This window comes from Mycobacterium sp. SMC-4 (genome assembly GCF_025263265.1).
In the GTDB taxonomy this organism is placed as follows: domain Bacteria; phylum Actinomycetota; class Actinomycetes; order Mycobacteriales; family Mycobacteriaceae; genus Mycobacterium.
This window is the reverse complement of record NZ_CP079869.1, coordinates 2,251,013-2,272,704: the sequence shown is the minus strand read 5'-3', so window position 1 is coordinate 2,272,704 and position 21,692 is coordinate 2,251,013. Positions and strand designations below refer to the sequence as shown.

Below are 21,692 nucleotides of genomic sequence, written 5' to 3'. Positions count from 1 at the left end.
CCGATGATCGCAATCATCGCCCCCCACGCAAACGCCAGCCGAACGATCTCCGCGAGCACGATCAACTCCTCTCGGCCAGTCGGCTGGCCCGGAGAGAAGATAACATGTTCTCTCACATATGAGAATTATTGTTCTCTGTTGATCCTTGCTCCCCGACGTCGACGTTGCGCCGAAAGCGCTCCCAGTCACATCACCTGAAGAACGGACCCGGTTTCCCGGCCTCCTCGAGGTGGCCGTAGGGGTCGTACACTTTGACCGTCGGGTAAGGGTTCTGGTCGTAGGACGGTCGCGACAGCCCTGCCTCACGCAGTCCAGCCAGGATTGCCAACGGAATCCCGAACGAGATCAGACCGACTGCGGTGGCTACAAGCATCTGCCGAGTCAACGTCGTGGGCGACCGACCGCGGCGCACCGGCAACCAATGAGCGATCCGGTTGACGAGCACGAGTTCGCCCGCATCATCGCGGACACACATCACAGCAACCATGGCGAAGATGAAGGCGTCGTACACCGCCATTATCAGGGGGAAGTGCACGTGCCCGACGATCAGCACCGGACCGACCGCCTCCGTGTAGAAGAAGATCCCCGCACTCATCCAGGTGATCTGAATCAGCGCATTGATCGGGATCGCCAGCAGCCCCGCTCCGATGAACACCGCAAACAACCGGTGCTGCATCAACCATCGCGAACGGTGCATCAACGGGTGGATCAAGCGATCGTGCAACTGTAAGAATCCCAGACCGTTCAACAAGTAGTAGGCCGCATACCCGCCCAGGAACGACAGCGCCGGCTCGAGATTGGGCGAGATGTTGACGTACGGCCACGAGTGCGGGAAATGCAGCATTCGCGGGTCGAAAATGGCGAACGTCGCCCAGTTCGCCACCGGGTCCAAAGCGCCGGTGATCAGGCCGGCAAACGCGATGACGACCGCCCAGTGCGCCTTCCGGCGGCGCCATGACAGCCAGACCAGCAGACTGATGAGGCCGATCGCCATCGGTATCGCACTGAGACTGACAGCGAGTGGCCAGTTGTCGAAACCGAGGAATGGAGGGTACGGCCTGGGCCCCGGCTGCGGGTTGTACTTCTCTGGGTCGCCCTGCATGCCGGTCTGCATCATGGCAACCGTGACGACCGCGAAGAACAAATAGCACGCAATGAAGATCGCCCAACCGATTCGCACAGTCCACCGAGAGCCCGCCGGAGGCGGCGATGTCGAGTCGTGCGCATGACGAAGGCCACTCGTCATGTCAGTTGACCCGTTGCGTCCTGTGCACCGACCAACCCACTTCCTTCCCTGGATCGGCCTCAACGATCAAGCACCGACACGCCATAGAGAATAGTTGCTTTCTTTTGCGCAATCGATGCTTTCCCGTACGCCTCGTCAATCGACCTCAGTGGAGAACACAGATTCTCATATGTCAGTATGATTCCCGGAGCAAGGTTGTACCCAATGGGTTCAGTGCAACGCAGATGAGGAGGTGCAGCCTTGAGTCGGAGCAGGTCCCGCAATTTCGTGTTTGCCGTCGAGTTCGCGATCAGCACCCCCGACCGGGTATGGCCGGTCCTCCAGCGCCACCAGGAGAGCCTCGTCGATCTCGGCGCACGTTACGTGTACGCCTATGAGTCTGTGGTGGAGCCAGGCAAGGTACTTGTGATCATCGGGATCAGCACCGAGCAACCTCTGCTGAACTTGCTGCGATCGCCGTACTTCTTCGAGTGGTTCGACGCGGTGGGAGTCGAAGACCTTCCTGCCGTCTTCGCAGGCGAGACCGTCGAACGAATGGACATCGGTGAAGCACCCGAGCCCGGCAGCGAGATAGTCGTGGCTGCGGTGACACCCCTCGACGACATCGACGATTTCGTGGCCCAAGTTCGAGACTCTCGTGAAGAGTTTGCCAAGGCCGGGATCCGGCGGACAGTCGTATATCGCGCCTTCGACAGTTCACACGAAGTGATGTTCGTCCAGCAACTGGACAGTGCGGAAACCGCATTGCGGTGGATAGCGCGCTCCCCGACAGCCTCGGAATGGTTAGCAGCCGCGGGGATCGGGGTCTTTCCCCCTGTCTTCGTCGGTCGCTTCGTCAACGCAATGCGAATGTCCCAGCCCACCGGGATCGGACCACTCTGATGTATGTCTGCCTCTGCCTGGGAATCACGAGTGACACGGTTGCCAAGGCAGTCGACGGCGGGGCAAGCACCACCCGAGCAGTTGCCATCACCTGTGGCGCGGGATCCGAATGCGGGCGGTGTCGTCGTACCATCCGGATGATCATCGACTCCTCGCGTACGACCACGCCCACTACCGTAGAAGGGTACCGAGCATGACCGATCGCCATTCAAACATCGCGGGTGTCCGCATGCTCATCATCGGGGCATCATCAGGTATCGGACGCGCGTTGGCCGTGGTAGCACACTCCCGCGGGGCCAGAATCGCCCTCGCCGCCCGCCGAGTGGACATCCTCTCGTCGGTGGCACAGGAACTTGGCGGGACCGCTCACGAACTTGATGTCGCCGACCCCAAGGCCGTCGAGAAAGTCATCAGCGACGTGGCCGCGGACTTCGGCCAGATCGATGCCGTGGTCTTCACCAGTGCGGCAGTTCCGTTCGCCCTGATCGAAGACACCGACGTGACGACGTGGATGCACGCCTATGCGGTCAACGCTGTCGGGGCGTCGCATGTGTTGCGCGCCGCTCTCCCGCATCTCGCCGACGATGCGGTCGTACTGGTCGCGTCGAGCCACGATGTCGGACGCCCTCGCGCCGGCGTCGCGGCCTACCACGCGAGCAAGGCAGCCCTCGACGAGATCCTGCGGTCGTGGCGGGCCGAGCACCCCGAGCTCGCGGTCATCCGCGTCAGCGTCGGACCCACCGAAGACACCGAGATCCTGCGGGGAGCCGACCGGGATCTGCTGGCCGACCTGTATCGGTCGTGGGCCACCGAGGGCCAGATCCCGGCACGGATGTCGGCCGTCGACGATGTCGCCAACGCCATGCTCTCCCTCGTCGCGATGGCACGGGCGAACCCCTCGGTCGTCAGTGAGATCGTGCACCTGTCACCGCGGATGAGCAAGTCCTGGTGAACCTACGGCAACGGAAGGCTGCGTAAATGGATCTCGGACTCGGCGGCGCCACGGCAGTGGTCACCGGTGGCAGTAAGGGCATGGGACTGGCGATTGCCGAATGCCTTGCTGCCGAGGGCGCTTCGGTGGCCGTCATGGCGCGGGGCCAGGAGGCGCTCGACTCTGCAGCGGAGGTGATTCTTCGGGCCGGCGCGCCCGAGGTCCTGACCCTCGCAGTCGACATGGCGGACGCAGATTCCATCGCGGCCGGTTATCAGGCCGTGCAAGACAGCTGGGGCCGGCTCAACGTACTCGTCCACACGGTGGGGCCCCAAGCGGGCACTTTCGAAGAATTGAACGACGACGACTGGCATGCGGCCTTCAACCTCGGGACCATGTCGGCGGTGCGGTCGGTGCGGGCTGCCCTACCGATGCTGCGTGCCGCCGACTGGGCGCGGATCGTCACTCTTTCGGCGCACTCGATTCAGCGGCAGAGTCCACGCCTGGTGGCCTACACCGCAGCCAAGGCGGCACTGTCGAGCTTCACCAAGAATCTGTCGAAAAGCCTGGGGCACGAGGGCATCCTCGTCAACTGTGTCTGTCCCGGCACCATCGTGACGGCCAGCTTCACCGAGATCCTGCGGGACGCGCTGGCGACCGACGGCCTGGATTCGTCTGACCCCAACGACGTGATGACCTGGGTGGAACGCACCTTCGGGCACCCGTGCGACCTCGGCCGTGCCGGTCTACCGGAGGAGATCGCCTCCGCGGTGACCTATCTGGCATCACGGCGCAACGGCTACATCACCGGCGCCACGGTCAACGTCGACGGAGGTTCGGACTTCATCTGAGCCAGTAGCTCAGCCCTTCTTCGCCATCTGATCAGCTGCCGTTTCCGCCCACTGCGCCTTGTGCCGACCCATCGTCATCGCGCCGTTCCACCCGCCGTCAGTCCACAGCACGGTCCCGCCGACATAGCTGAGCCTCGGACTGCCCATACAGACCAACGGCCAGGCCTGCTCCTGGGCGGTCGAGTACCGACCGACCGGCCCGATCGCGTCGTCCACGGTTTCTTTACCCATCAGATCCTGGAATGCCGGCATCATCGCGGTCTCGGTCGGACCCGGGTTGATGCAGTTGATCCGGATGCCCTTGCCGGCGAGCTCCGGGTACCACCAGCCCACCCACGCGTCGATGATGTACTTCGAGTAGGCGTAACCGCTCCACGACCACTTCTTCTCGTTGGCAGTCAGCCAGTCGACCGCAGCGTCAAAGCCTTCGGTCTCCAGCAGCCCGGTGATCACCTTGATGTGGTCCTGCCACCCGAGGGCGGCCGATGAGGAGATCACGCTGATGGCCGATCCCTCGGACATCTTCGGCACCAGAAGTTCGGCCAGATGGCGCGCACCGACGAAATTCACCAGGATGGTGTCCCACTCGGAGAACGGTGGCCCGGGCAGTCCAGCGCAACTGAACAATCCGTCGATCGGCCCCTCGATCTCGGCGGCCACCTCTTCGATGGCGGCGCGGTCACGCAGGTCAATGGTCAGTGAATGTGCCACATCGACGGTGGTCGGCTTGATGTCCAGTGCGGTGACCTGCGCCCCCAGCTCGGTCAGGATGCGCGCGGTCGCCTCCCCCATGCCTGAGGCGGCACCCGTCACGACAACCGACTTCCCCGTGTACCCGAGCACGTCGTCCATGGCTTCGACCCTCCATCGCTGTGGGAAATCAATGTGTCAAATATCGAGAATTAACATTATCACTCGATCTAGACTCTCCGAAGTGGGCATCCAAACGCTTCGGGTCATCCAGTGGGCTACCGGGGCCGTCGGTACGGAAATGATCCGGACCATCATCGACCACCGGCCGGACATCGAGATCGTCGGCGCCAAAGTCTATTCCGACGCCAAGAGCGGCGTCGACATCGGCACGCTCGCAGGACGTCGACCCATCGGCGTCACAGCGACCACCGACACCGCGCACATTCTGCGGTTGGACGCCGATGTGGTGCTCTACGCGCCGTCGTTCACCGACCTCCACGACGTGTGCGCGCTGCTGGCCAGTGGCAAGAATGTGGCGACGGTGTCGTTTCTCTTCCATCCGGCACGAATTCCCAGCGCTGACCGGACGAAGCTCGCCCAAGCCTGCCGCGCAGGGAACAGCACGATCCACGGCAGCGGACTCAACCCCGGAAACCTTTCCGGAGTACTGCCGCTGGCACTGTCGGGGATGAGCCGCACCATCGACAAGTTCACTCTGCAGGAGCGTGCCGACTGGTCGCTCTGGGAAAGCACCGAGATCACCTTCGAAGGAATGTGGTTCGGCCGACCGACACAGGACATCACCCCGACAGCGAACGACTTCCTTGCCTTCAACACCCGTCTTTTCACCGAACAAACGTGGTTCATCGCAGACACCCTCAATGCCGCCATCGATGACGTGTCGGTGGCTGTCGAGGCGGTGCCGGCCACCCGGGATTCCGAGATTTTCGATCATGTACTGCGCGAAGGCACCACCGCCGGTCAACGGTGGAATTTCGTCGGCACCCGGAACGGAGAGCCACTGATCGAATTCGAGACGCTGTGGACGGTCGGCGGCGAGTACCCCGACCACTGGCCCATGCCCCAGGACGGTTGGACGCTGACGTTCGAGGGCGATCCCTCGATGCGGACGCACTTCTTCTGCCTGGCCAGCTTTGCCCGGCCCGCCTCCATCGAGGAGCATGTGCGAGCCGGACTGGTCGCCGTGGCGATGCAGGTGCTCAACGCCATTGAAGCGGTCTGCGCTGCACCGCCCGGCTTCGCGACGATGGCGGACCTACCGCTGATCCGGAGCTACACCGGATTCGGCGCTGAGCGCGCAACGCTACCCCGCTTCTGATCCCGTCGACCACCTACTGTCGGCGATTGGTCCAGTGCGGGGTGAATGCCGAGATGGTCGACAAGTCGTACAGTCCGGGCTCAGCGGAAATGACCGCGGGAATCGCGTTGATCGCGTGCATGGCCGTGGCAAGACAGCCCTGCTCGGCATGGTCTTGATCGTGCGAACCGATCACCAGGTGTAGCCGCATGTTCGGCGCGCCTTCGAAGCCCACCTCGTAGCCGATCTCCGCCGGCCAGTCCGGCGCGAGATCGTCGGCCATCCGGGTCAGATGTTCGACCGAGATCGTAGTTTCACCGCAGTCCACCACGACGCCGAACCGCATCGCGCCGACCGTCCCCGCGGGGATCTCACCGGCGGCCACGTTCAATGCGCGTGGTGTCGTCGCCACCTCACGGAACCCCTCGACACCATGGATCTGCAGTCCGAGCGCCTGCGCCAGAACCGTGGCGCTACCGATCCACGCACTCGCCGCATACTCCGGGTTGGTCAGCAGCGGCGTGGTGTCTTCGGGCGGATAGCCGAACCCCATGGCGTTGAAGATCAGGTCGTGACTGGCATACGTCGAGTAGTTCAGGACCTCCCGCACGCTGATGCGGCTGGTTCGTTCGGTCAGACGCGCGAGGACCGGTACCAGTGATTCGCCGAAGAAGCCGGGGTACAGACCTAGCCCGAGAAAAGAGGATCCCCCAGTGCGACAGGCTAATTCGATGGCGTCCGCCAAACCGGCGTCGAGGGAGCGCGGATGGATGAACCTGCTGCCGGTGGCCACCACGTTTTTACCCGACGCCAGCAGTTCACAGACGTCGCGGAAACAGCCCGGTGTATCGGTTTCCACCTTGCCCATGTAGAGCACCACGTCGGCGTCGGTGTTGATCACCTCGTCGCGGTTCGCACTGGTCAGCACGCCGGTGCCGGAGAGTCCGCACAGAGCACCCGCGTCGATACCCGACTTGGCGGGGTCGTACACGCGAACCCCGACGAGTTCCAGATCTTTTCTGCCGATGACGTGGCGCAGCGACATCATGCCGGTGACACCGGTGGCCCATTGGATAACGCGTGTCATGTTGTGGCCTCTCAATCCCACACCACGTCGAGACGTGATGGCGAGCGAAACATCGTGCCGGTGATGAACGGCCTCGGAGCCTCGGGGTCAAGGCGCAGGTTGGGCAACTCATCGAACAGCGCATTGAACATCTTCATGCTCTCCAGTCGCGCCAAGTGCATTCCGAGGCAGACGTGGGCACCGTGGGCGAAACCGATATGAGGTTTGCGTTCCCGGAATATGTCGAACTTCTCCGGTTCATCCCAGCGCGCCTCGTCGTGGTTGGCACTGCCGAGGCTGAGCATCATCGTCGAGCCCTTCGGCACCTGCACTCCGCCGATCTCGGTGTCGCAGGTGACTTCCCTCATGAAGTTCAACAGTGGTGTTTCCCAGCGGATCCCCTCTTCGATTGCCTGGGGTAACAGACTGCGGTCGTTTCGTACCGCGTCGAGCTGGTCGGGGTGAGTCAGTAGCGCGAACGCCAGGCTGGCCGTCGACCGTGCAGTGGTCTCCGCACCGGCGGGCAACAGGTTGCGCATGAATCCGTAGATCTGCTCGTCGGTCATCTTGACGCCGTTGACCTCGGCCGAGGCCAAGATGGACACCATGTCGTCCTTCGGTTCGGCACGCCGATCGGCCAGAATCCCCACGAAATACTCTTTGAGCTCGGCTGAGGCCTGCATTGCCCGATCCATGTCGGCGCGGAAACCGAGCAGGTCGATCGCGAGCCGATGGAACCACAGCACGTCGGATTGGGGCAGTCCCAGCAGGGCCGCGATCACCCGCACCGGGATCGGGTTGAATACGGTGTCGACGAGGTCGGCGCGCTTGGCGTCTTTGATCTTGGCGATCGTCGTGTCGACCAGGGGTCCCACCAGTTCGGTGTCCCAGCGCTTCATCGACGACCTCGCGAAGGCGAACTCGTGCAGCTTCCGGTAGATCGCGTGCTCGGGTTCCTGCATCTCCAGGATTGTGGGGCCCTGCAGGGGCCGGACGATGTCCTCATAGCACCGCGTGCTGAAGGTGACGTTGTCGGTGAAGATCGCCTTGACAGCGTCGAAGGAATACGCCGTGTAGGTCTGCGGTCCGCCGGCTGGATTGCCGGCCACGCCCATCTCCGGCCAACCGGGGTGTACACCCGCCCGTGCTCGCAGCTCTTTCAACAGTGGATAGGGTGACGCATCACCGTCGGCGCCCATACCCTCGTTGAATCTCGCCTGTGCGTCGCGGATGCCCTGTTCGAGCTCCTCGACGGTTGCCGGATCCATCACCTGACAGCTCCTCACTCGTCGTCGGTGACCAACATACATCCTGTCGGTTGAAACATCCATCATGTAGGTTGACCAGGTAACGACGAGTGTCAGGCGCGAAAGCGGAACCAGGAGTGATCGATTGGCTATTCGAGTCGCACAGTGGGCAACCGGAGCGGTGGGTCGTGCCGCGCTGCAGGAACTGATCGAGAATGATGATTTTCAGCTGGCCGGGGTGTTGGTCTACGACCCTGACAAGGCCGGACGCGACGCCGCAACGTTGTGCGGACTCCCTCTGCCCTCCGGCGTCGAGGCCACGGCATCAAAAGAGGACATCGTCGCTCTGCGGCCCGACGTGGTCATCCACGCGGCAAGCAAGGCACACGCAGTGGAAACCAACGCCGAGGACATCTGCCGGTTGCTTGCGGCCGGAATCAACGTGATATCCACGACCTCGTACAACCACCTGCCCACCTACGGCGCGGATACCGAAGAGGCGTTCGTCGACGCCTGCCGCGCGGGTGGATCACGCTTTCACGCCGCCGGAGAGAACCCTGGCTTCATGTTCGAACGGCTCGTGACGACCGTGACCGGCCTGAGCAAGAGAATCGATCGTATCGACCTGTACGAGGCGACCGACGTCTCCTCGGTGGACAGTAGGCCGATGCTTGTCGACCTGATGGGAATGGGCCGACCGCCCGAAGACGTGACGGTCGACTCACCGATCATCGGCAAGCTGGACATGGCCTATCGGCAGGCCCTCAATGCCACGGCCGACGTCCTGGGAATCAGCCTCTCTCACATCGAGATTGCCGTCGATGCCACCACGCTGCCACATGACATCGAAGTCAAGGCCGGCGTCATCGAGGCAGGAACCGTTGTTGGACAGCGGTTTTCCTGGGTAGGCCACTGGTCGGACCGACCGCTGCTGGCCATCCACGAGGAATGGGTGCTCACCCGCGACCTGCCACAGTGGGGCCTCAAGCCACTCAAGCGCGGCCAACGCGCACCGCTGATCCGCGCCGTCATCGCCGGCAATCCGAGCTTCGAGCTGCAACTCGACGTCGGAGGCGACGACGGACGGCCCACCGGTACACACGCACATCCGGGCCACATCATGATCGCCATGAGCGCTGTGCGCGCCATTCCCTATGTGCTCGCACAGCCCCCCGGCATCGTGACCGCCCCGGTCTTCGGAGCGATACAGCTACGTTGACTGCACGCCGACCGCCTGGGCGATGTGCTCGCTGGGTGCGGCGTGAAAGACATGCGCCGATCCGTCCCCCAGAATCCGGCGCGCGACGAGGTAATCCGACCCCAACCAGCCCTGGCGGATGTGTCGGCCGAACCTCAGGAACGTCCCCGGCGCTCCGCTGGCCGCCGGGATGAGCTTGACCTGCTCGATCCCGTCCTTGACTCCCTCGCCCGTCAGCGGCCGAGCCATCGACAACCCGCGCACGATCACGGTCGCCGCATCGTGGGCCAGCCCCGGCATCGAGTGACCCGGGCGACGGCCATACCGGGCCTCGAAGCGGTCCAGGAAAGCCTGACCGACGGTGTTGCGTTCGTCGTAACTGTCGAGCCCGATCCATCCGGACAGTTGACGCATCCATTCGGCATTGACGTGCGCAAGCTCGAACGCGGTGGTGGTGTACCTCGGCGGATCCCAGCCGGCCGCCGACAACGCGTCCGAGAAACCCCACAAGCCATGTCCGAATCCGACGTGCACAAGAGCATCGGGTTCGGCCTCGCGCAACGCCTGCACCACCGCCGCCTTGTCGGCTTCGACCTGTGGAATCGCCATGGCCGAGACAACAGTCAAACCAGCTGCGGTGTACGCCTTGGTGGCACCGGCCAGGTACTCCCGGCCGATCAACGACGACTCGTAGGCGATCACGATGCGGGAATGGCCGTCACCGATCATCACGGCGGCGAGCATCACCGGCTCCTCAGCCATCGATCCGTTGTTCAGGGCAAAACACCACTCTCCGAGTGCACCCTCTGACCCTGACAGGGTGATGATCGGCGCCTGCGCGGTGGCGTCGACGTGCGGGCGCAGAGGCACCACGTTGTCGGACACCCAGGGACCAAAGATCGCCAGGCACCCTTCCTCGACCAGCTCATCGAACGCCCGCTCGACCGCCTTGTAGGTACCGTTGGGCAGACCGACGACGCTGCGGTGCACGAGCTCCACCGGTCGATCTATCAGACCGGACGCGAGAGCTTCCTCCATCACCAGCGTGAGCGCCGCGACAGTGTCGTTGTCAGTGGTGCCCTGCGTCGGATAGTCGTTGAGCAGGCCCACTTTCAGGGGTGCCACCGACCCGTATGCGCGAACTTCGTTGTCAGCCATACTAGCAACATACAAGATGAATGTTGCTATGGTGTACCCCATGGCCAAGCGCGGCGGCACCGACGTCGAACGTCGAGCCCGGGGCGACCAGACCCGAAGAGACCTCATCGAGGCGGGCCGTTCGCTGTTCGTCGAATGCGGGTACTTCCACACCAGCATCGGAGATCTCGTCGTCGCGTCCGGGGTGGGTACGCACGGGGCTTTCTACCACCACTTCAAGGACAAAGCGGAACTCTTTCGGGCCGTGTTCGAAGAAGTCGAACGCGACCTCACGTTACGGTCGATTGCCGCGCCGCCGAAAGGCGCCGACGCATGGAAGCGGCTCACCCGTGGCCTGCATGACTTCCTCGAAGCCGCGCTCGAGCGCGAGGTGCAGCAGGTGATGCTCGTCGACGGTCCGGTGGTGCTCGGATGGGAGACACTGCGCGCAATACAGCAAGGCAACAGCATGGCCCTCATCGACGAGGTGGTCAGGGAGGCGATCGCCGACGGCGCCATCGACGATCAACCGGTCGGCGAACTGACCCATATGCTGGTCGCCGCCGTCGAGGAGGCCGCCCTCCTGGTGGCGCACGCGACCGACTTCGATGCCGCCCGCCGGCGAGCCGCCGCGATTCTGGACCGGATGCTGCTCAGCTTCGTTACGGAATCACCAAAAGCACTGCGAAAGTGAGTTTTCCATACCTGGGCCAAGGCCCGTACGAGCTATCGGACGCCATGCGTAAATGGCAATTTTCATTTTGAGCATACAGTTCCTCTTGAAATCCTGATAGGTTACTTCCCATCTCTGCACAAGGAGCCACATGCAGCCCGAAGACATGATCCTGGTCAGCGTTGACGACCATCTTGTCGAACCGCCCAACCTGTTCGAAGGAAGAGTCGCCGGCAAGTTCGCCGACGAAGCTCCGCGGGTGATCCGTCAGGACGACGGCTCCGAGGTGTGGACGTTCAACGGCGCCATCGTGCCCAACATCGGACTGAACGCCGTGGCCGGCCGTCCTCGCGAAGAGTACGGCGTCGAGCCCACCGCCTTCGACGAAATGCGCCCCGGCTGCTACGACATCCACGAGCGCGTCAAGGATATGAACGCCGGCGGCGTGCTCGGCTCCATGTGCTTCCCCTCCTTCCCCGGATTCGCCGGTCGCCTCTTTGCCACCCACAAGGACAAGGACCTCGCACTCGCGGTCACCCAGGCATACAACGACTGGCATATCGACGAGTGGTGCGGCACCTATCCGGGCAGGTTCCTACCGATGGGGCTGCCTGTGCTGTGGGACCCGCACCTGTGCGCAGCGGAAATCCGTCGAAATGCTGAAAAAGGCTGTCACTCACTGACGTTCACCGAGAATCCGGCCACATTGGGGTTCCCCAGCTTCCACGAGGAGTACTGGGACCCGATGTGGCGGGCACTCTCGGACACCGGTACGGTGCTGTCGGTTCATCTGGGCTCCTCGGGGAAGATCACGATGACTGCCGAGAATGCGCCCGTCGACGTGATGATCACTCTGCAGCCGATGAATGTCTGTTCGGCGGCAGCAGACCTCCTGTGGTCGCGCGTGATCAAGGAGTTCCCGGACGTCCGATTCGCGCTGTCCGAGGGCGGCACCGGGTGGATTCCCTACTTCATCGACCGACTCGACCGCACCTACGAGATGCACCGCCTGTGGACCGGTCAGGATTTCGGCGACAAATTGCCCAGCGAGATCTTCCGCGAACGCTTCATGACGTGTTTCATCGCCGACCCGATCGGCATCAAGCTGCGGCACGACATCGGCATCGACAACATCTCCTGGGAATGCGACTACCCGCATTCCGACTCTTCATGGCCCACAGCTGCCGAGGAGCTCGCCGAGGTGATGGCCGGAATGCCCGACGACGAGATCAACAAGATCACCTACGAGAACGCCTGCCGCTGGTATTCGTTTGACCCGTTCCAGCACCGTACTCGCGAACAATGCACCGTCGGGGCGCTGCGCACCGAGGCCGGCGACCATGACGTCAGCGTTCGAAGCTACGACCAGGGGCGCTTCGAGAAGGCTGTCGGTGTTTCCCTGGGCTCGATGGGAGCAAAACTCGATGTCTGACATCAACGGTCTGCGGATTGCCGTAGTCGGAGCCTCAGCGGGCCTGGGCCGGTGCATCGGGGTCGGACTGGCACAAAAGGGCGCGCGGGTGGCGCTGTTGGCGCGGCGGTACGACCGGCTGGTCGATGCCGCCAAAGAGGCAGGCAACGGCGCACTCGCCGTGGCCTGTGACGCCACCGACGGACAGATGTGCCAGACCGCCTTCGCCGAGGTGGCCGATGGCCTCGGCGGGCTGGACGCGCTGGTGTACACGACCGGCATGGGCGTGTTGGCACCGCTTTCCGATGTCACCGCCGAGCAGTGGTCACAGCTGTTCGCCACCAACGTCACCGGTGCTTCGCTGGTGACCGCAGCGGCCGCACCGCACCTGGCCCAGGTACAGGGCACGGCCATCTACCTGTCATCGTTGAGCGCTTCCTATACGACACCATGGCCCTTGTTGGGCGCCTACGCGGTCAGCAAGGCAGCGCTGGACAAACTCGTCGAAGCATGGCGGATCGAGCATCCCGAGATCGCGTTCACCCGGTTGGCTGTCGGCGACAGTTTCGGTGGCACAGGGGATTCTCAGACCGAGTTCAACAAGAACTGGGACCCGGAGGCCCTCGACAAAGCCATCCGGTTCTGGATGTCCAACGGTTACATGCAGGGCGGCTTGGTGGATGCTGATCACCTCACCGAGGTGGTGGAGTCAGTCATTCGTTGTGGCAAGAGCAGTTTCATTCCTTATCTCACACTGGCGCCCCGCGCCTCCGACTCGGTGAAAGAGCTTCGTAAATGGTGAACCATGAATCCCGGATGCTCGTCGACGGCAAGCTCGTCGAGTCCGAAACCGGCCGCCGGTTCGACAACGTCAACCCCGCTACCGAAGAAGTGCTCGGCTCGGTGGCCGACGGCACGCGCGCCGACATGGAACGCGCAGTGGCCGCGGCACGCAGCGCGTTCGACAACACCGACTGGTCCCGTAACGCTGCAGCCCGGGCAGCCGGGTTGCGCCAGCTACAGGCCGCACTCGAGGCTGAGAAAGAAGAACTCCGCACCGAGCTCGTCGCCGAAGTCGGATGCCCGGTGCTGAGCACCTACGGCCCGCAGCTGGATGTGCCGCTCAATGAGGCATTGACCTGGCCTGCCGACATGATCGACCAATTCGATTGGAAGCGCACGCTTCCCGACAAGGACGCCTTCGGTATGGGTACACCGGCGGCTCGCGAAGTGTGGAAAGAGCCGATCGGCGTCGTCGGCGTCATCGCACCGTGGAACTTCCCGTTCGAGATCATCCTGAACAAGATCGGTCCGATCCTGGCGATGGGCAACACCTGTGTGCTCAAGCCCGCCCCGGATACCCCGTGGAACGCCACTCGGATCGGTCGGATCATCGCCGAGCAGACGGATATCCCCCCAGGTGTCATCAACATTGTCCCGTCCTCGGATCACCTCGTCGGTGAGGTGCTGTCGACCTCTCCCCTGGTCGACATGGTCGCGTTCACCGGCTCGACCGCGACCGGGCGAAGAGTGATGAAGGCCGCCGCCGACACGGTGAAGCCGGTCTTCCTCGAACTCGGCGGGAAGTCGGTCTACCTGGTTCTCGAAGACGAGGGCGACCTGAAGGCCTCCGTGGCCGGAAGTGCGTTCATTTCCATGCATGCCGGCCAAGGGTGTGCCATGCCGACTCGACTCCTGGTGCCCAACTCCCGCTACGACGAGGCGGTCGAAATCGTCAAGGTGGCCATGGAGAAGAACAAGTACGGCGACCCCACCGATCCTTCCGTGCTGCAAGGACCGCAGGTGTCCAAGCGTCAACAGGAGCGGGTACTGGGCTACATCGAGAAAGGCAAGCAGGAAGGCGCCCGGCTGGTCACCGGGGGCAAGGTTCCAGCTCATCTGCCCAAGGGATATTTCGTCGAGCCGACCGTGTTCGCCGACGTCGACAACCGGATGACCATCGCTCAAGAGGAGATCTTCGGACCGGTGTTGTCGGTCATCGGGTTCAACGATGACGACGAGGCCGTGCGGATCGCCAACGATTCCATCTACGGGCTCTCCGGCGTCGTGTTCGCCAAGGATCTCGAGCGCGCCAAGAGTGTCGCCTCGCGCATCCGCACAGGCACTCTCGGCATCAACGGAGGTCTGTGGTACGGCGCCGACGCTCCGTTCGGTGGCTACAAGCAGTCAGGTATCGGCCGCCAATGCGGCATCGAGGGACTGGAGATCTTCACCCAGACCAAGACAGTCGGCTGGCCGGCGTCCTAAGCCAACGAAGGAGTTCGGATGAAATCCAGGGCAGCGGTACTGCGAGGTGTCGGGATCGATTGGGATGTCACCGATATCGACCTCGACCCACCGCACGCAGGTGAAGTGCTCGTCAAGATGGCTTACGCCGGAATCTGTCACTCCGATGAGCACTTCTTCACCGGTGACAGCGTGCCCAGCAAGGACATGGAAGAGCTCATGCGGGCGTCCGGCGTACCGGTGCCCGAGTGGTTCCCGATGCTCGGCGGACACGAGGGCTCCGGCATCGTCGAAGAGGTCGGGCCGGGAGTCACGGCACTCAAACCCGGTGACCACGTCGCGGTCTCGTTCTTCCCCGCGTGCGGGAGCTGCCGCTGGTGCGCCACCGGGCACACCTACCTCTGTGATGTCGGCGCGGACATCTACAGCAAGGACATGACGACCGACGGCACGCGGCGCCGCCACGTCAGCGGGCCCGACGGTGTCGAGGACCTGATGGCGATGATGCAGGTCGGGACCTTCTCCGAGTACGTGGTCGCGTCCGAACGTTCTCTGGTCAAGATTCACGACTGGATTCCGCTCGAAGCGGCGTCGCTGGTCTCCTGCGGCGTCACGACGGGTTTCGGCTCGGGATCAGTGGCGGCGGGAACCCAGCCCGGCGACACGGTGGTCGTCATCGGAGTCGGTGGTATCGGAATGAACGCCGTGCAGGGCGCCAGACTCGCGGGCGCCAAGCACATCGTCGCCGTCGACCCCAATGAGTTCAAGCGTGAGATCGCGCCGACGTTCGGCGCCACCCATACCGCTGTCGACGCCGGAAGTGCGGTGGAGCTGGTCAAGGAGCTCACCTGGGGTGTGATGGCCGATCGGGTGGTGCTGACTCCTGGCGTCGTGCCCCCGGACATGGTGTTCGTTGCCATGATGATGCTGCGCAAAGGCGGTACCTGTGTAGTGACCGGAATGGCCAAGATCAGCGACATGATGGTGCCGCTGGTCCTGCCGGACATGGTCAGCTCGTGCAAAACCCTCAAGGGTGTGCTCTACGGCGAGTTGAACCCGCGTGAGGCGATGCCCCGACTGCTCTCCATGTACGAGGCGGGCACCCTCAAACTGGATGAACTCGTCACGCGCAAATACAAACTCGACGACATCAACGAGGCGATGAAGGACTTGCGGGCCGGGAACAATATCCGCGGGGTCATCGCCTTCGAGTGAGTCGCGCCCACCCGGGTGCATATCGGGTGGCGCAGGTGGGTATCACCGCAGTCGTCACGATGGCGACTCGGGAGGTACTCGTGCAGGATTGTTCGGGCAGTGGGCGTCGGGTCGAGGAGGAGCCCAACGCAAGTGCGGCGACGTGCCCGGTCTGCGGTCGGGCGATCCCGGTAGACCCGCAGGAAACCGACGACGGCCTGGTTTTCGTCGCCGCGCCACACGAACGGGCCGTCGCCACCGGTTGAATCATGAGGCGCGCAGCGTGAACAGCGTGCCGACAACTGCGCCATCGCCCAGCAGGACACCCATCCGCTCGGATTGTCGTCGAGCCGCCTTCCACGCGTCGTCCTCGCCGTAGCGCGCGGCCATCTGCGCCTCGACTTCGTCGGCACGGCGCTCCCAGTCATCGGGTGAGGCACCGAGTTCGGCGGCGATCTGCTCCTCGAGGACAGTCAACCCCGCTCGGTCGAACAATCGGTGCAATGACTCCTCGGTCGGGAATTCGTTGCCCTCGGGTTGCTCGTCGGCGGTGATGTCGCGCGTGGCGATGAAGACCAGCAGACCGATGCCACCCCCAGGGCGCACCACCCGGCGCAATTCGGTCAGCAGCCCCAATTGGTCGGCCATGGTGCACAGCACACCCAGCGACCACGCCGCATCGATGACGCCGTCGGCGACGGGGAGCGCCGAGCCGGATCCCTGCACGACCGGGAAGCCGAACAGTCGTAGCGCAGCCCGACAGGCCCCGGCCTCGGGCTCGACGAGGACCGGGTGCACAGAACTGGTGTGCACCGCGTAGGCCGCCGGCCCGCCCACCCCGGCTCCGGCGTCGAGGAGGGTGGCGCCGGGGACGGCACCGACACCTGTGATCAGCCAGTCCAGCGCCTGCGGGCTACCGCTGCCCCGGCACGCTGCGGGCAGGTAGTAGTCGGCTCCCAGACGTGTGCAGACCTGAGCGGTCCACTCGGCGACGGTGTCGAACTCGGCCGACATCGCGTCGCTCATGCGCGGGCCCTGATCCGTGCGCCCACTTCGGCTTTGATCTCTGCGCCGCGCCTGCTGCCCGACGCCGTCGCCGAACCCGACAGGTTGACTCCGGCAATGCCGTCGATGCTCAAAAGGGCCTCGGCTTCGGCAGCGGCGGCTTCGATACCGGCTTCGGTCGGATCGGGCGCGGCGAGCACGTGCTCGACCACGCCGGGGTCGAGTTCGAGGCCTGGAAGTCCTTGCAGCACAGTGGCAGACACAGAGTCGGTGAAGACCGCCACTGCGGCCAGCACCGGGATGGTCAGGCCGGCGGCACGCGCGGCCGCCATGAACTGGGCAACGGCGGCCGGTGACGTGACATGGTTCAACACCGCGACGCGGGCGCCGGCGTGCTGCTTTTGCACCAGGCGCAGCGGCCGACGGTCCACCGGCGGGGCGGTCGGCGTCTCGGGGACCGCGGGGGTCAGCCCCAGGTCGTCGGCCATCTCCACCAGCCGCGGACCGTCCAGGTCGAAGGTCTGTGCCACGTCCGGGCGTACGTCATAACCGCGCCCGTCACCGGTGACGCACAACACGGTGTCCACCCCGAGGTAGGCCAGCCCACGCAACTCCTGTTCGAGCACCACCTGGTTGCGGTCACGACAGGACAACGAAATCCAGGGCAGCGCGCCGCTGTCCATGATCAACCGGCTCAGCAACGTCGGGGGGAAGTCTGGCCGGTTCTGATGCTCCCCGACCAGCACAGCGTCGCACGTCGGGGCCAGCCGGGAAGCCACCGAGCGGGCGTCGTCGGCGTCGAACGGCACGCAACTGAAGTCGGCGAGAATCAACGGCGGGCTCGGCAGCGGTTCCCGGTGCACCTGCGCCTGCGGCCACAGCACGATGTCGGGGAAGGCACACGGGCCAGGACGCATCTCGCACTGTCCGTCGGCGCGCACTCCGCCGCACGGACCGTAGTGCATCCGCTTCGGACAGTCGGGGTTCACACCTGCCTTCTTTCACCCCCTGGTCGAAAGGCAAACCTGCACCCCGTCAGCTGGCCTCGGCCTCGCTGCGTTCCTCGCGCAATCGGTCCTTGCTGCGTATCAGCCGCAGCAGCGTGACCAGCCCCAGGCCACCGATGAGGTTGCCGACCACGGTGTAGCCGAACCAAGACAACCAATCGAGGTAGCCGAATGGGGTGCCGCCGCTGAGCAGAGCGCCGAAGATCAGCAGGGAGTCCAGGATCGAGTGGAACAGTTGTAAGCCGGCCAACAGGAATGCGGCGCCCACTGCGGCGGCGATCTTGCCGGGAACCGAGTCGGTGCCGTGCTGCATGCGCGTCATCAAGGTGATGACCATGCCGCCCAGCACCGCCAGCGACATCGTCTCGGCACTGAGCGGGGCAGTCACGAAGTGCGTCGCCGATTCGATCGTCTGTTCCCGCAGCTTCGGGAATGCCGTGACGATCAGCCACATGATCAGCCAACCGCCGGCCAGGTTCGCCACCAGTGTGCCGCCCCAGAGTTTCAGCAGCTGCGCGACGCTGGCGCGCTTGGCAGCCACGGTGGTCACGGGAACCAGGAAACCCTCGGTGAAAAGTTCACTGCGTCCGAGCAGCAGGGCCAGAAAGCCGATGGAGAAAGCCAGGCCTGCCAGCAGGTGGTCGCCGGTCGCGTGCAGCACCGCCAGGTAGGCGAGCACCCCCACCGCGACCTCGGTGCCCCCGAAGAACCCGGTGACGAAGACCTCCCGCCAGCCACGGTGTAGCCGCTGGGTGCCCTCGTCGATGATCCGCTCGAATGCGGCCTCCAGCTCGTCTTCGATCGGGCTGTCGGAATGACCGAGGTCCCGCTGATTCGTGTCGCCCATACCAGGAGCCCTCCGGGTCGCCGAGTGGTGCGAGGACGCTGGTTACCCAGGCTGGGGGGATCTCCCACACAACGGTTCCGGCTCCACTGATTGATCGCCGATGGTGGCGCAGTCCTTGCCGCTTCGTTTGGCGTGATACATCAGCCGATCGGCGTGCCTCAAGAGGGCTTCCGCAGAACACCACCCCCGGGAGGTAACCGCACCCGCGCTCACCGACAGCTGGTCGTAGGCAGTCCCGTCGGTCAGCGTATACGGCCGACGGAGTTCGGCCCGGAGATGTTCGGCAAGCACACGCAACCCGGCGGAGTCGGACGACCCGGGACAGAGCACCACGAACTCGTCACCACCCAGCCGGGCGGCTGTATCGGACGGGCGGATGGCGACCTCGATCCGTCTGGCAACCTCGGTGAGCACCTGATCGCCTTCAGCGTGACCCCAGGTGTCGTTCACACCCTTGAACCCATCCATGTCGAGCGAGATCAGGCCCACGCCAACTGATTTGCCGCAGCGCGAATCGGACAGCGCGCCCTCGATCCGGTCACTGAGCAGAGCGCGGTTGGCCAGCCCCGTCAGCGGATCGTGGGACGCCAGATAGAGAAGTTCTGCCTCGACCCGCTTACGGCTGGTGACATCTTCGACAAGGCAGATCCCGTACGGATCCGAGCCGGGCGGGGCCACGAGGGAGGCCGACACCGCCCCCCAGACCTCGCTGCCGTCGGCGCGCCGGAACGCGGCTTCCCGCTCGAACGGCTGCCCGATGCTCAGCGCCAGAAGAGGATTCAAACCTTCTGTTGCAGAGACAGTTTCGCTGGCGCCGAGATCGCTGGTCGTCATCGTCAACATCTCGTCGATCGACCGACCGAGGAAGTCGGCCAACGCTTGGTTGCAGCGAGTGATGTGCCCCGGGCGCGGAGGGGCGATCGTAAACATGAACATGCCCATCGGGGCGGTGTCGAACGCGAGTCGGAACTGCTCTTCACTGGCCGCCAGCGCCTGCTCGGCAGCCTTGCGCTCGGTGATGTCGGTGGCCACCCCGATGAACCCCACACATGCGCCGTCCTCGCTGGTCATCTGCGAAATCGCGACACTGACCGCGACGTGGGAACCGTCGCGCCGGACGTAGGTCCACTCTCGGACCTCGGCCCTGTCGGCCGTGACATTGTGGACGAAGACATCGACGGGCCGAACGCCCATCTCCTCGGCCCGGGCGCACACCTCGGGATAGTAGTGGAAGTCGATGGACTTGCGGCCCATCACCTCTGCTGCCGTCCACCCCAGCAGCCGCTCCGCACCGTGGTTGAACACCGTGACACGGCCCCTCAAGTCGGTGCCGATGATGGCCTGCTCGGAAGCCGCCTTCAGCACTCCGGCGAACAGGTCGCGCGCCTCGCGCAGTTGCTGCGCGGTCCGGCGCTCGTCGGTCACGTCGCGGAAGGCCAGGACATTGAGCGCCGGCTGCCGCACGAGCGGGGCGTTCGTCAGTTCGACGATGCGGGAATCCCCGGCGCCGAGCACGATATCGCGGGGACCGCTGGGATTCGCCCCGGTCGGATCCTGCACCAGCGTTGTCGCGACGACATCGTCGACCAGACCCGATTCTGCCGCCTCGGCGTTCTGCAGAATCACCTCTCTGGTCGCATCGACGACCACGACACTGTCGTGGATGCTGTCCAGCACCGCGGTGAGCAGTTCAGAATCTTCGTCTGCCCTCTCGCGCGCCCGCCGCAGTTCTGCGATGAGACGCGCACGCGAGTCGCGATACAGCGACAAGGTCAGCACGATGAGCGTCAGACTGCCGACCATCGCCTGCGCCAGCATCGCTCGGTTTTGCACGTCGGGGACGATCAGGACGCCCCTGTTGGACAGGGTGGCGAAGATGATCCACACCCCGACGGCGGTGAGGAATACCGTGTTCAACGTCGTGCTGTACCGCAGCGAAAGCCAGATGACAGGTACCAGCGCCAGGAATGCCAGCGGCAGGCCGACGTTGAGCACCCAGAAGATCCAGAAGAAGACCGCGACAACCGCGACGCCGGCGACGACCAACTCGATCGCGGATACCACCGTGAACCTCGGCCGACGCCACGTGACTTCACGCAGCCGCAGCCAGATCGCCACCCCGAGAAGCGCCGTCGTGCCATTGCGAATCGCGAAGAGCGCGAATGTTTCCCACACCGGCGAGCGCACCACCACGACGAACCACGCGGTCGCCAGGACCGCAGCGCAACAGGTGCCGGCGGTCACCGCAGCCACCAGACGCGCCAAGTCAGCGGGATCCCGCAGGACCACCTCATTGTGTCGATGCGCCAGGAGCGCCACCGTCACCACGCTGAGCACCAGGTTGACGAGCACAAACCAAGCGCTCAGCGGTATCGCGGCGCCGGTCGCGATGTTCGCGGCGAAGGCGACCACGCCCAGCAGCAGCACGTGCGCCACCCGTTCGCGTGCACCACGTCGCCACACCGAGAGAATCCAGATGATGCCGACCGCCGCCGCCGGCCACACCAGTGAGACCTCTCCGCCGGCCAGCCGGGTGGCGCGGCCGGCGGCCACCGACAGCGAATAGACGACGGGGAAGACGACCAGCAGCACCGCCGAGCGCAAACCCCGATCCACCGCACCCCCACTTCCTGACGTAGTGCGCCATATCAGGATGCGGCTGCCGGCAGGGTTTTGGACATGTTCACCCAAAAGAGGTGACTTTAGGCCCATGCATGCGCAATCCCCGGTGATGCTGAG

General features: G+C 64.2%; 21 protein-coding genes. 12 read left to right on the top strand and 9 right to left on the bottom strand.

Annotated features, from left to right (window positions below; translation table 11 throughout):
• Positions 1 to 190: 190 nt before the first annotated feature.
• The gene (locus KXD98_RS11045) at positions 191 to 1,180 is read right to left on the bottom strand and encodes a spirocyclase AveC family protein (RefSeq protein ID WP_260764381.1); all 990 of its coding nucleotides are present in this window, start codon (positions 1,178 to 1,180) and stop codon (positions 191 to 193) included.
• Positions 1,181 to 1,486: 306 nt separating this feature from the next.
• On the opposite strand from KXD98_RS11045, the gene KXD98_RS11040 reads away from it, so the two are divergent.
• Genes KXD98_RS11040 through KXD98_RS11025 form a run of 4 tightly spaced genes read left to right on the top strand, consistent with a single transcriptional unit; the run spans position 1,487 to position 3,910 of the window.
• Positions 1,487 to 2,128, top strand: a complete 642-nt coding sequence (locus KXD98_RS11040; protein WP_260764380.1) for a fatty-acid--CoA ligase — start codon at positions 1,487 to 1,489, stop codon at positions 2,126 to 2,128.
• Complete coding sequence (locus KXD98_RS11035) at positions 2,128 to 2,325, top strand: bacterioferritin-associated ferredoxin (RefSeq protein WP_260764377.1); 198 nt, start codon at positions 2,128 to 2,130, stop codon at positions 2,323 to 2,325. The genes KXD98_RS11040 and KXD98_RS11035 overlap by 1 nt, the downstream gene beginning before the upstream one ends.
• Complete coding sequence (locus tag KXD98_RS11030; RefSeq protein ID WP_260764368.1) at positions 2,322 to 3,080, top strand: SDR family oxidoreductase; 759 nt, start codon at positions 2,322 to 2,324, stop codon at positions 3,078 to 3,080. Before KXD98_RS11035 ends, KXD98_RS11030 begins: the two co-directional genes overlap by 4 nt.
• Before the next feature lie 26 nt (positions 3,081 to 3,106).
• Complete coding sequence (locus KXD98_RS11025; RefSeq protein WP_260764366.1) at positions 3,107 to 3,910, top strand: SDR family NAD(P)-dependent oxidoreductase; 804 nt, start codon at positions 3,107 to 3,109, stop codon at positions 3,908 to 3,910.
• Positions 3,911 to 3,919: 9 nt separating this feature from the next.
• On the opposite strand, the gene KXD98_RS11020 is transcribed toward KXD98_RS11025, so the two are convergent.
• A complete protein-coding gene (locus KXD98_RS11020; protein ID WP_260764365.1) occupies positions 3,920 to 4,762 on the bottom strand; it encodes an SDR family oxidoreductase in 843 nt (280 codons plus the stop codon).
• 139 nt (positions 4,763 to 4,901) lie between these two features.
• Here KXD98_RS11020 and KXD98_RS11015 point away from each other — a divergent pair, with 139 nt between their 5' ends.
• Positions 4,902 to 5,942, top strand: coding sequence for a dihydrodipicolinate reductase (locus tag KXD98_RS11015; RefSeq protein WP_260765128.1), 1,041 nt, complete (start codon positions 4,902 to 4,904; stop codon positions 5,940 to 5,942).
• Positions 5,943 to 5,955: 13 nt separating this feature from the next.
• On the opposite strand, the gene KXD98_RS11010 is transcribed toward KXD98_RS11015, so the two are convergent.
• Both KXD98_RS11010 and KXD98_RS11005 read right to left on the bottom strand, forming a co-directional pair.
• Positions 5,956 to 7,008 (bottom strand): dihydrodipicolinate reductase, encoded by a 1,053-nt coding sequence (locus KXD98_RS11010; RefSeq protein WP_260764362.1) that lies wholly within the window; start codon positions 7,006 to 7,008, stop codon positions 5,956 to 5,958.
• An 11-nt stretch (positions 7,009 to 7,019) separates the two neighbouring features.
• On the bottom strand, positions 7,020 to 8,255 hold the full coding sequence (locus tag KXD98_RS11005) for a cytochrome P450 (RefSeq protein WP_260765127.1): 1,236 nt from the start codon (positions 8,253 to 8,255) through the stop codon (positions 7,020 to 7,022).
• Positions 8,256 to 8,379: 124 nt separating this feature from the next.
• Between KXD98_RS11005 and KXD98_RS11000 the strand changes: the two genes are divergently transcribed.
• Positions 8,380 to 9,453, top strand: coding sequence for a dihydrodipicolinate synthase (locus KXD98_RS11000; RefSeq protein WP_260764360.1), 1,074 nt, complete (start codon positions 8,380 to 8,382; stop codon positions 9,451 to 9,453).
• On the opposite strand, the gene KXD98_RS10995 is transcribed toward KXD98_RS11000, so the two are convergent.
• Positions 9,445 to 10,590: an ABC transporter substrate-binding protein gene (locus tag KXD98_RS10995; RefSeq protein ID WP_260764359.1), complete on the bottom strand. Its 1,146-nt coding sequence runs from the start codon at positions 10,588 to 10,590 to the stop codon at positions 9,445 to 9,447. The genes KXD98_RS11000 and KXD98_RS10995 overlap by 9 nt on opposite strands.
• A gap of 40 nt (positions 10,591 to 10,630) precedes the next feature.
• Between KXD98_RS10995 and KXD98_RS10990 the strand changes: the two genes are divergently transcribed.
• The 6 genes from KXD98_RS10990 to KXD98_RS10965 all read left to right on the top strand — a co-directional run bounded on the left by KXD98_RS10990 (position 10,631) and on the right by KXD98_RS10965 (position 16,360).
• Positions 10,631 to 11,263 (top strand): TetR/AcrR family transcriptional regulator, encoded by a 633-nt coding sequence (locus KXD98_RS10990; protein ID WP_260764357.1) that lies wholly within the window; start codon positions 10,631 to 10,633, stop codon positions 11,261 to 11,263.
• A 130-nt stretch (positions 11,264 to 11,393) separates the two neighbouring features.
• The gene (locus KXD98_RS10985) at positions 11,394 to 12,674 is read left to right on the top strand and encodes an amidohydrolase family protein (protein ID WP_260764355.1); all 1,281 of its coding nucleotides are present in this window, start codon (positions 11,394 to 11,396) and stop codon (positions 12,672 to 12,674) included.
• Positions 12,667 to 13,455, top strand: coding sequence for an SDR family oxidoreductase (locus tag KXD98_RS10980; RefSeq protein WP_260764353.1), 789 nt, complete (start codon positions 12,667 to 12,669; stop codon positions 13,453 to 13,455). Before KXD98_RS10985 ends, KXD98_RS10980 begins: the two co-directional genes overlap by 8 nt.
• Positions 13,449 to 14,921 carry an aldehyde dehydrogenase family protein gene (locus tag KXD98_RS10975; protein WP_260764350.1) on the top strand — a complete coding sequence of 491 codons (1,473 nt, stop codon included), beginning with the start codon at positions 13,449 to 13,451 and terminating at the stop codon, positions 14,919 to 14,921. The genes KXD98_RS10980 and KXD98_RS10975 overlap by 7 nt, the downstream gene beginning before the upstream one ends.
• Positions 14,922 to 14,939: 18 nt before the next feature.
• On the top strand, positions 14,940 to 16,115 hold the full coding sequence (locus tag KXD98_RS10970; RefSeq protein ID WP_260764347.1) for an NDMA-dependent alcohol dehydrogenase: 1,176 nt from the start codon (positions 14,940 to 14,942) through the stop codon (positions 16,113 to 16,115).
• A 35-nt stretch (positions 16,116 to 16,150) separates the two neighbouring features.
• On the top strand, positions 16,151 to 16,360 hold the full coding sequence (locus KXD98_RS10965) for a hypothetical protein (protein ID WP_260764345.1): 210 nt from the start codon (positions 16,151 to 16,153) through the stop codon (positions 16,358 to 16,360).
• 1 nt (position 16,361) lies between these two features.
• Here KXD98_RS10965 and KXD98_RS10960 read toward each other — a convergent pair whose 3' ends face one another.
• The 4 genes from KXD98_RS10960 to KXD98_RS10945 all read right to left on the bottom strand — a co-directional run bounded on the left by KXD98_RS10960 (position 16,362) and on the right by KXD98_RS10945 (position 21,569).
• On the bottom strand, positions 16,362 to 17,120 hold the full coding sequence (locus KXD98_RS10960) for a methyltransferase domain-containing protein (protein WP_260764342.1): 759 nt from the start codon (positions 17,118 to 17,120) through the stop codon (positions 16,362 to 16,364).
• Positions 17,117 to 18,064, bottom strand: coding sequence for a methylenetetrahydrofolate reductase (locus KXD98_RS10955; protein ID WP_260765126.1), 948 nt, complete (start codon positions 18,062 to 18,064; stop codon positions 17,117 to 17,119). The genes KXD98_RS10960 and KXD98_RS10955 overlap by 4 nt, the downstream gene beginning before the upstream one ends.
• Positions 18,065 to 18,134: 70 nt before the next feature.
• Positions 18,135 to 18,953 (bottom strand): formate/nitrite transporter family protein, encoded by an 819-nt coding sequence (locus KXD98_RS10950; protein ID WP_260764341.1) that lies wholly within the window; start codon positions 18,951 to 18,953, stop codon positions 18,135 to 18,137.
• 42 nt (positions 18,954 to 18,995) lie between these two features.
• Positions 18,996 to 21,569, bottom strand: a complete 2,574-nt coding sequence (locus KXD98_RS10945) for a diguanylate cyclase domain-containing protein (protein WP_260764339.1) — start codon at positions 21,567 to 21,569, stop codon at positions 18,996 to 18,998.
• Positions 21,570 to 21,692: the final 123 nt, after the last annotated feature.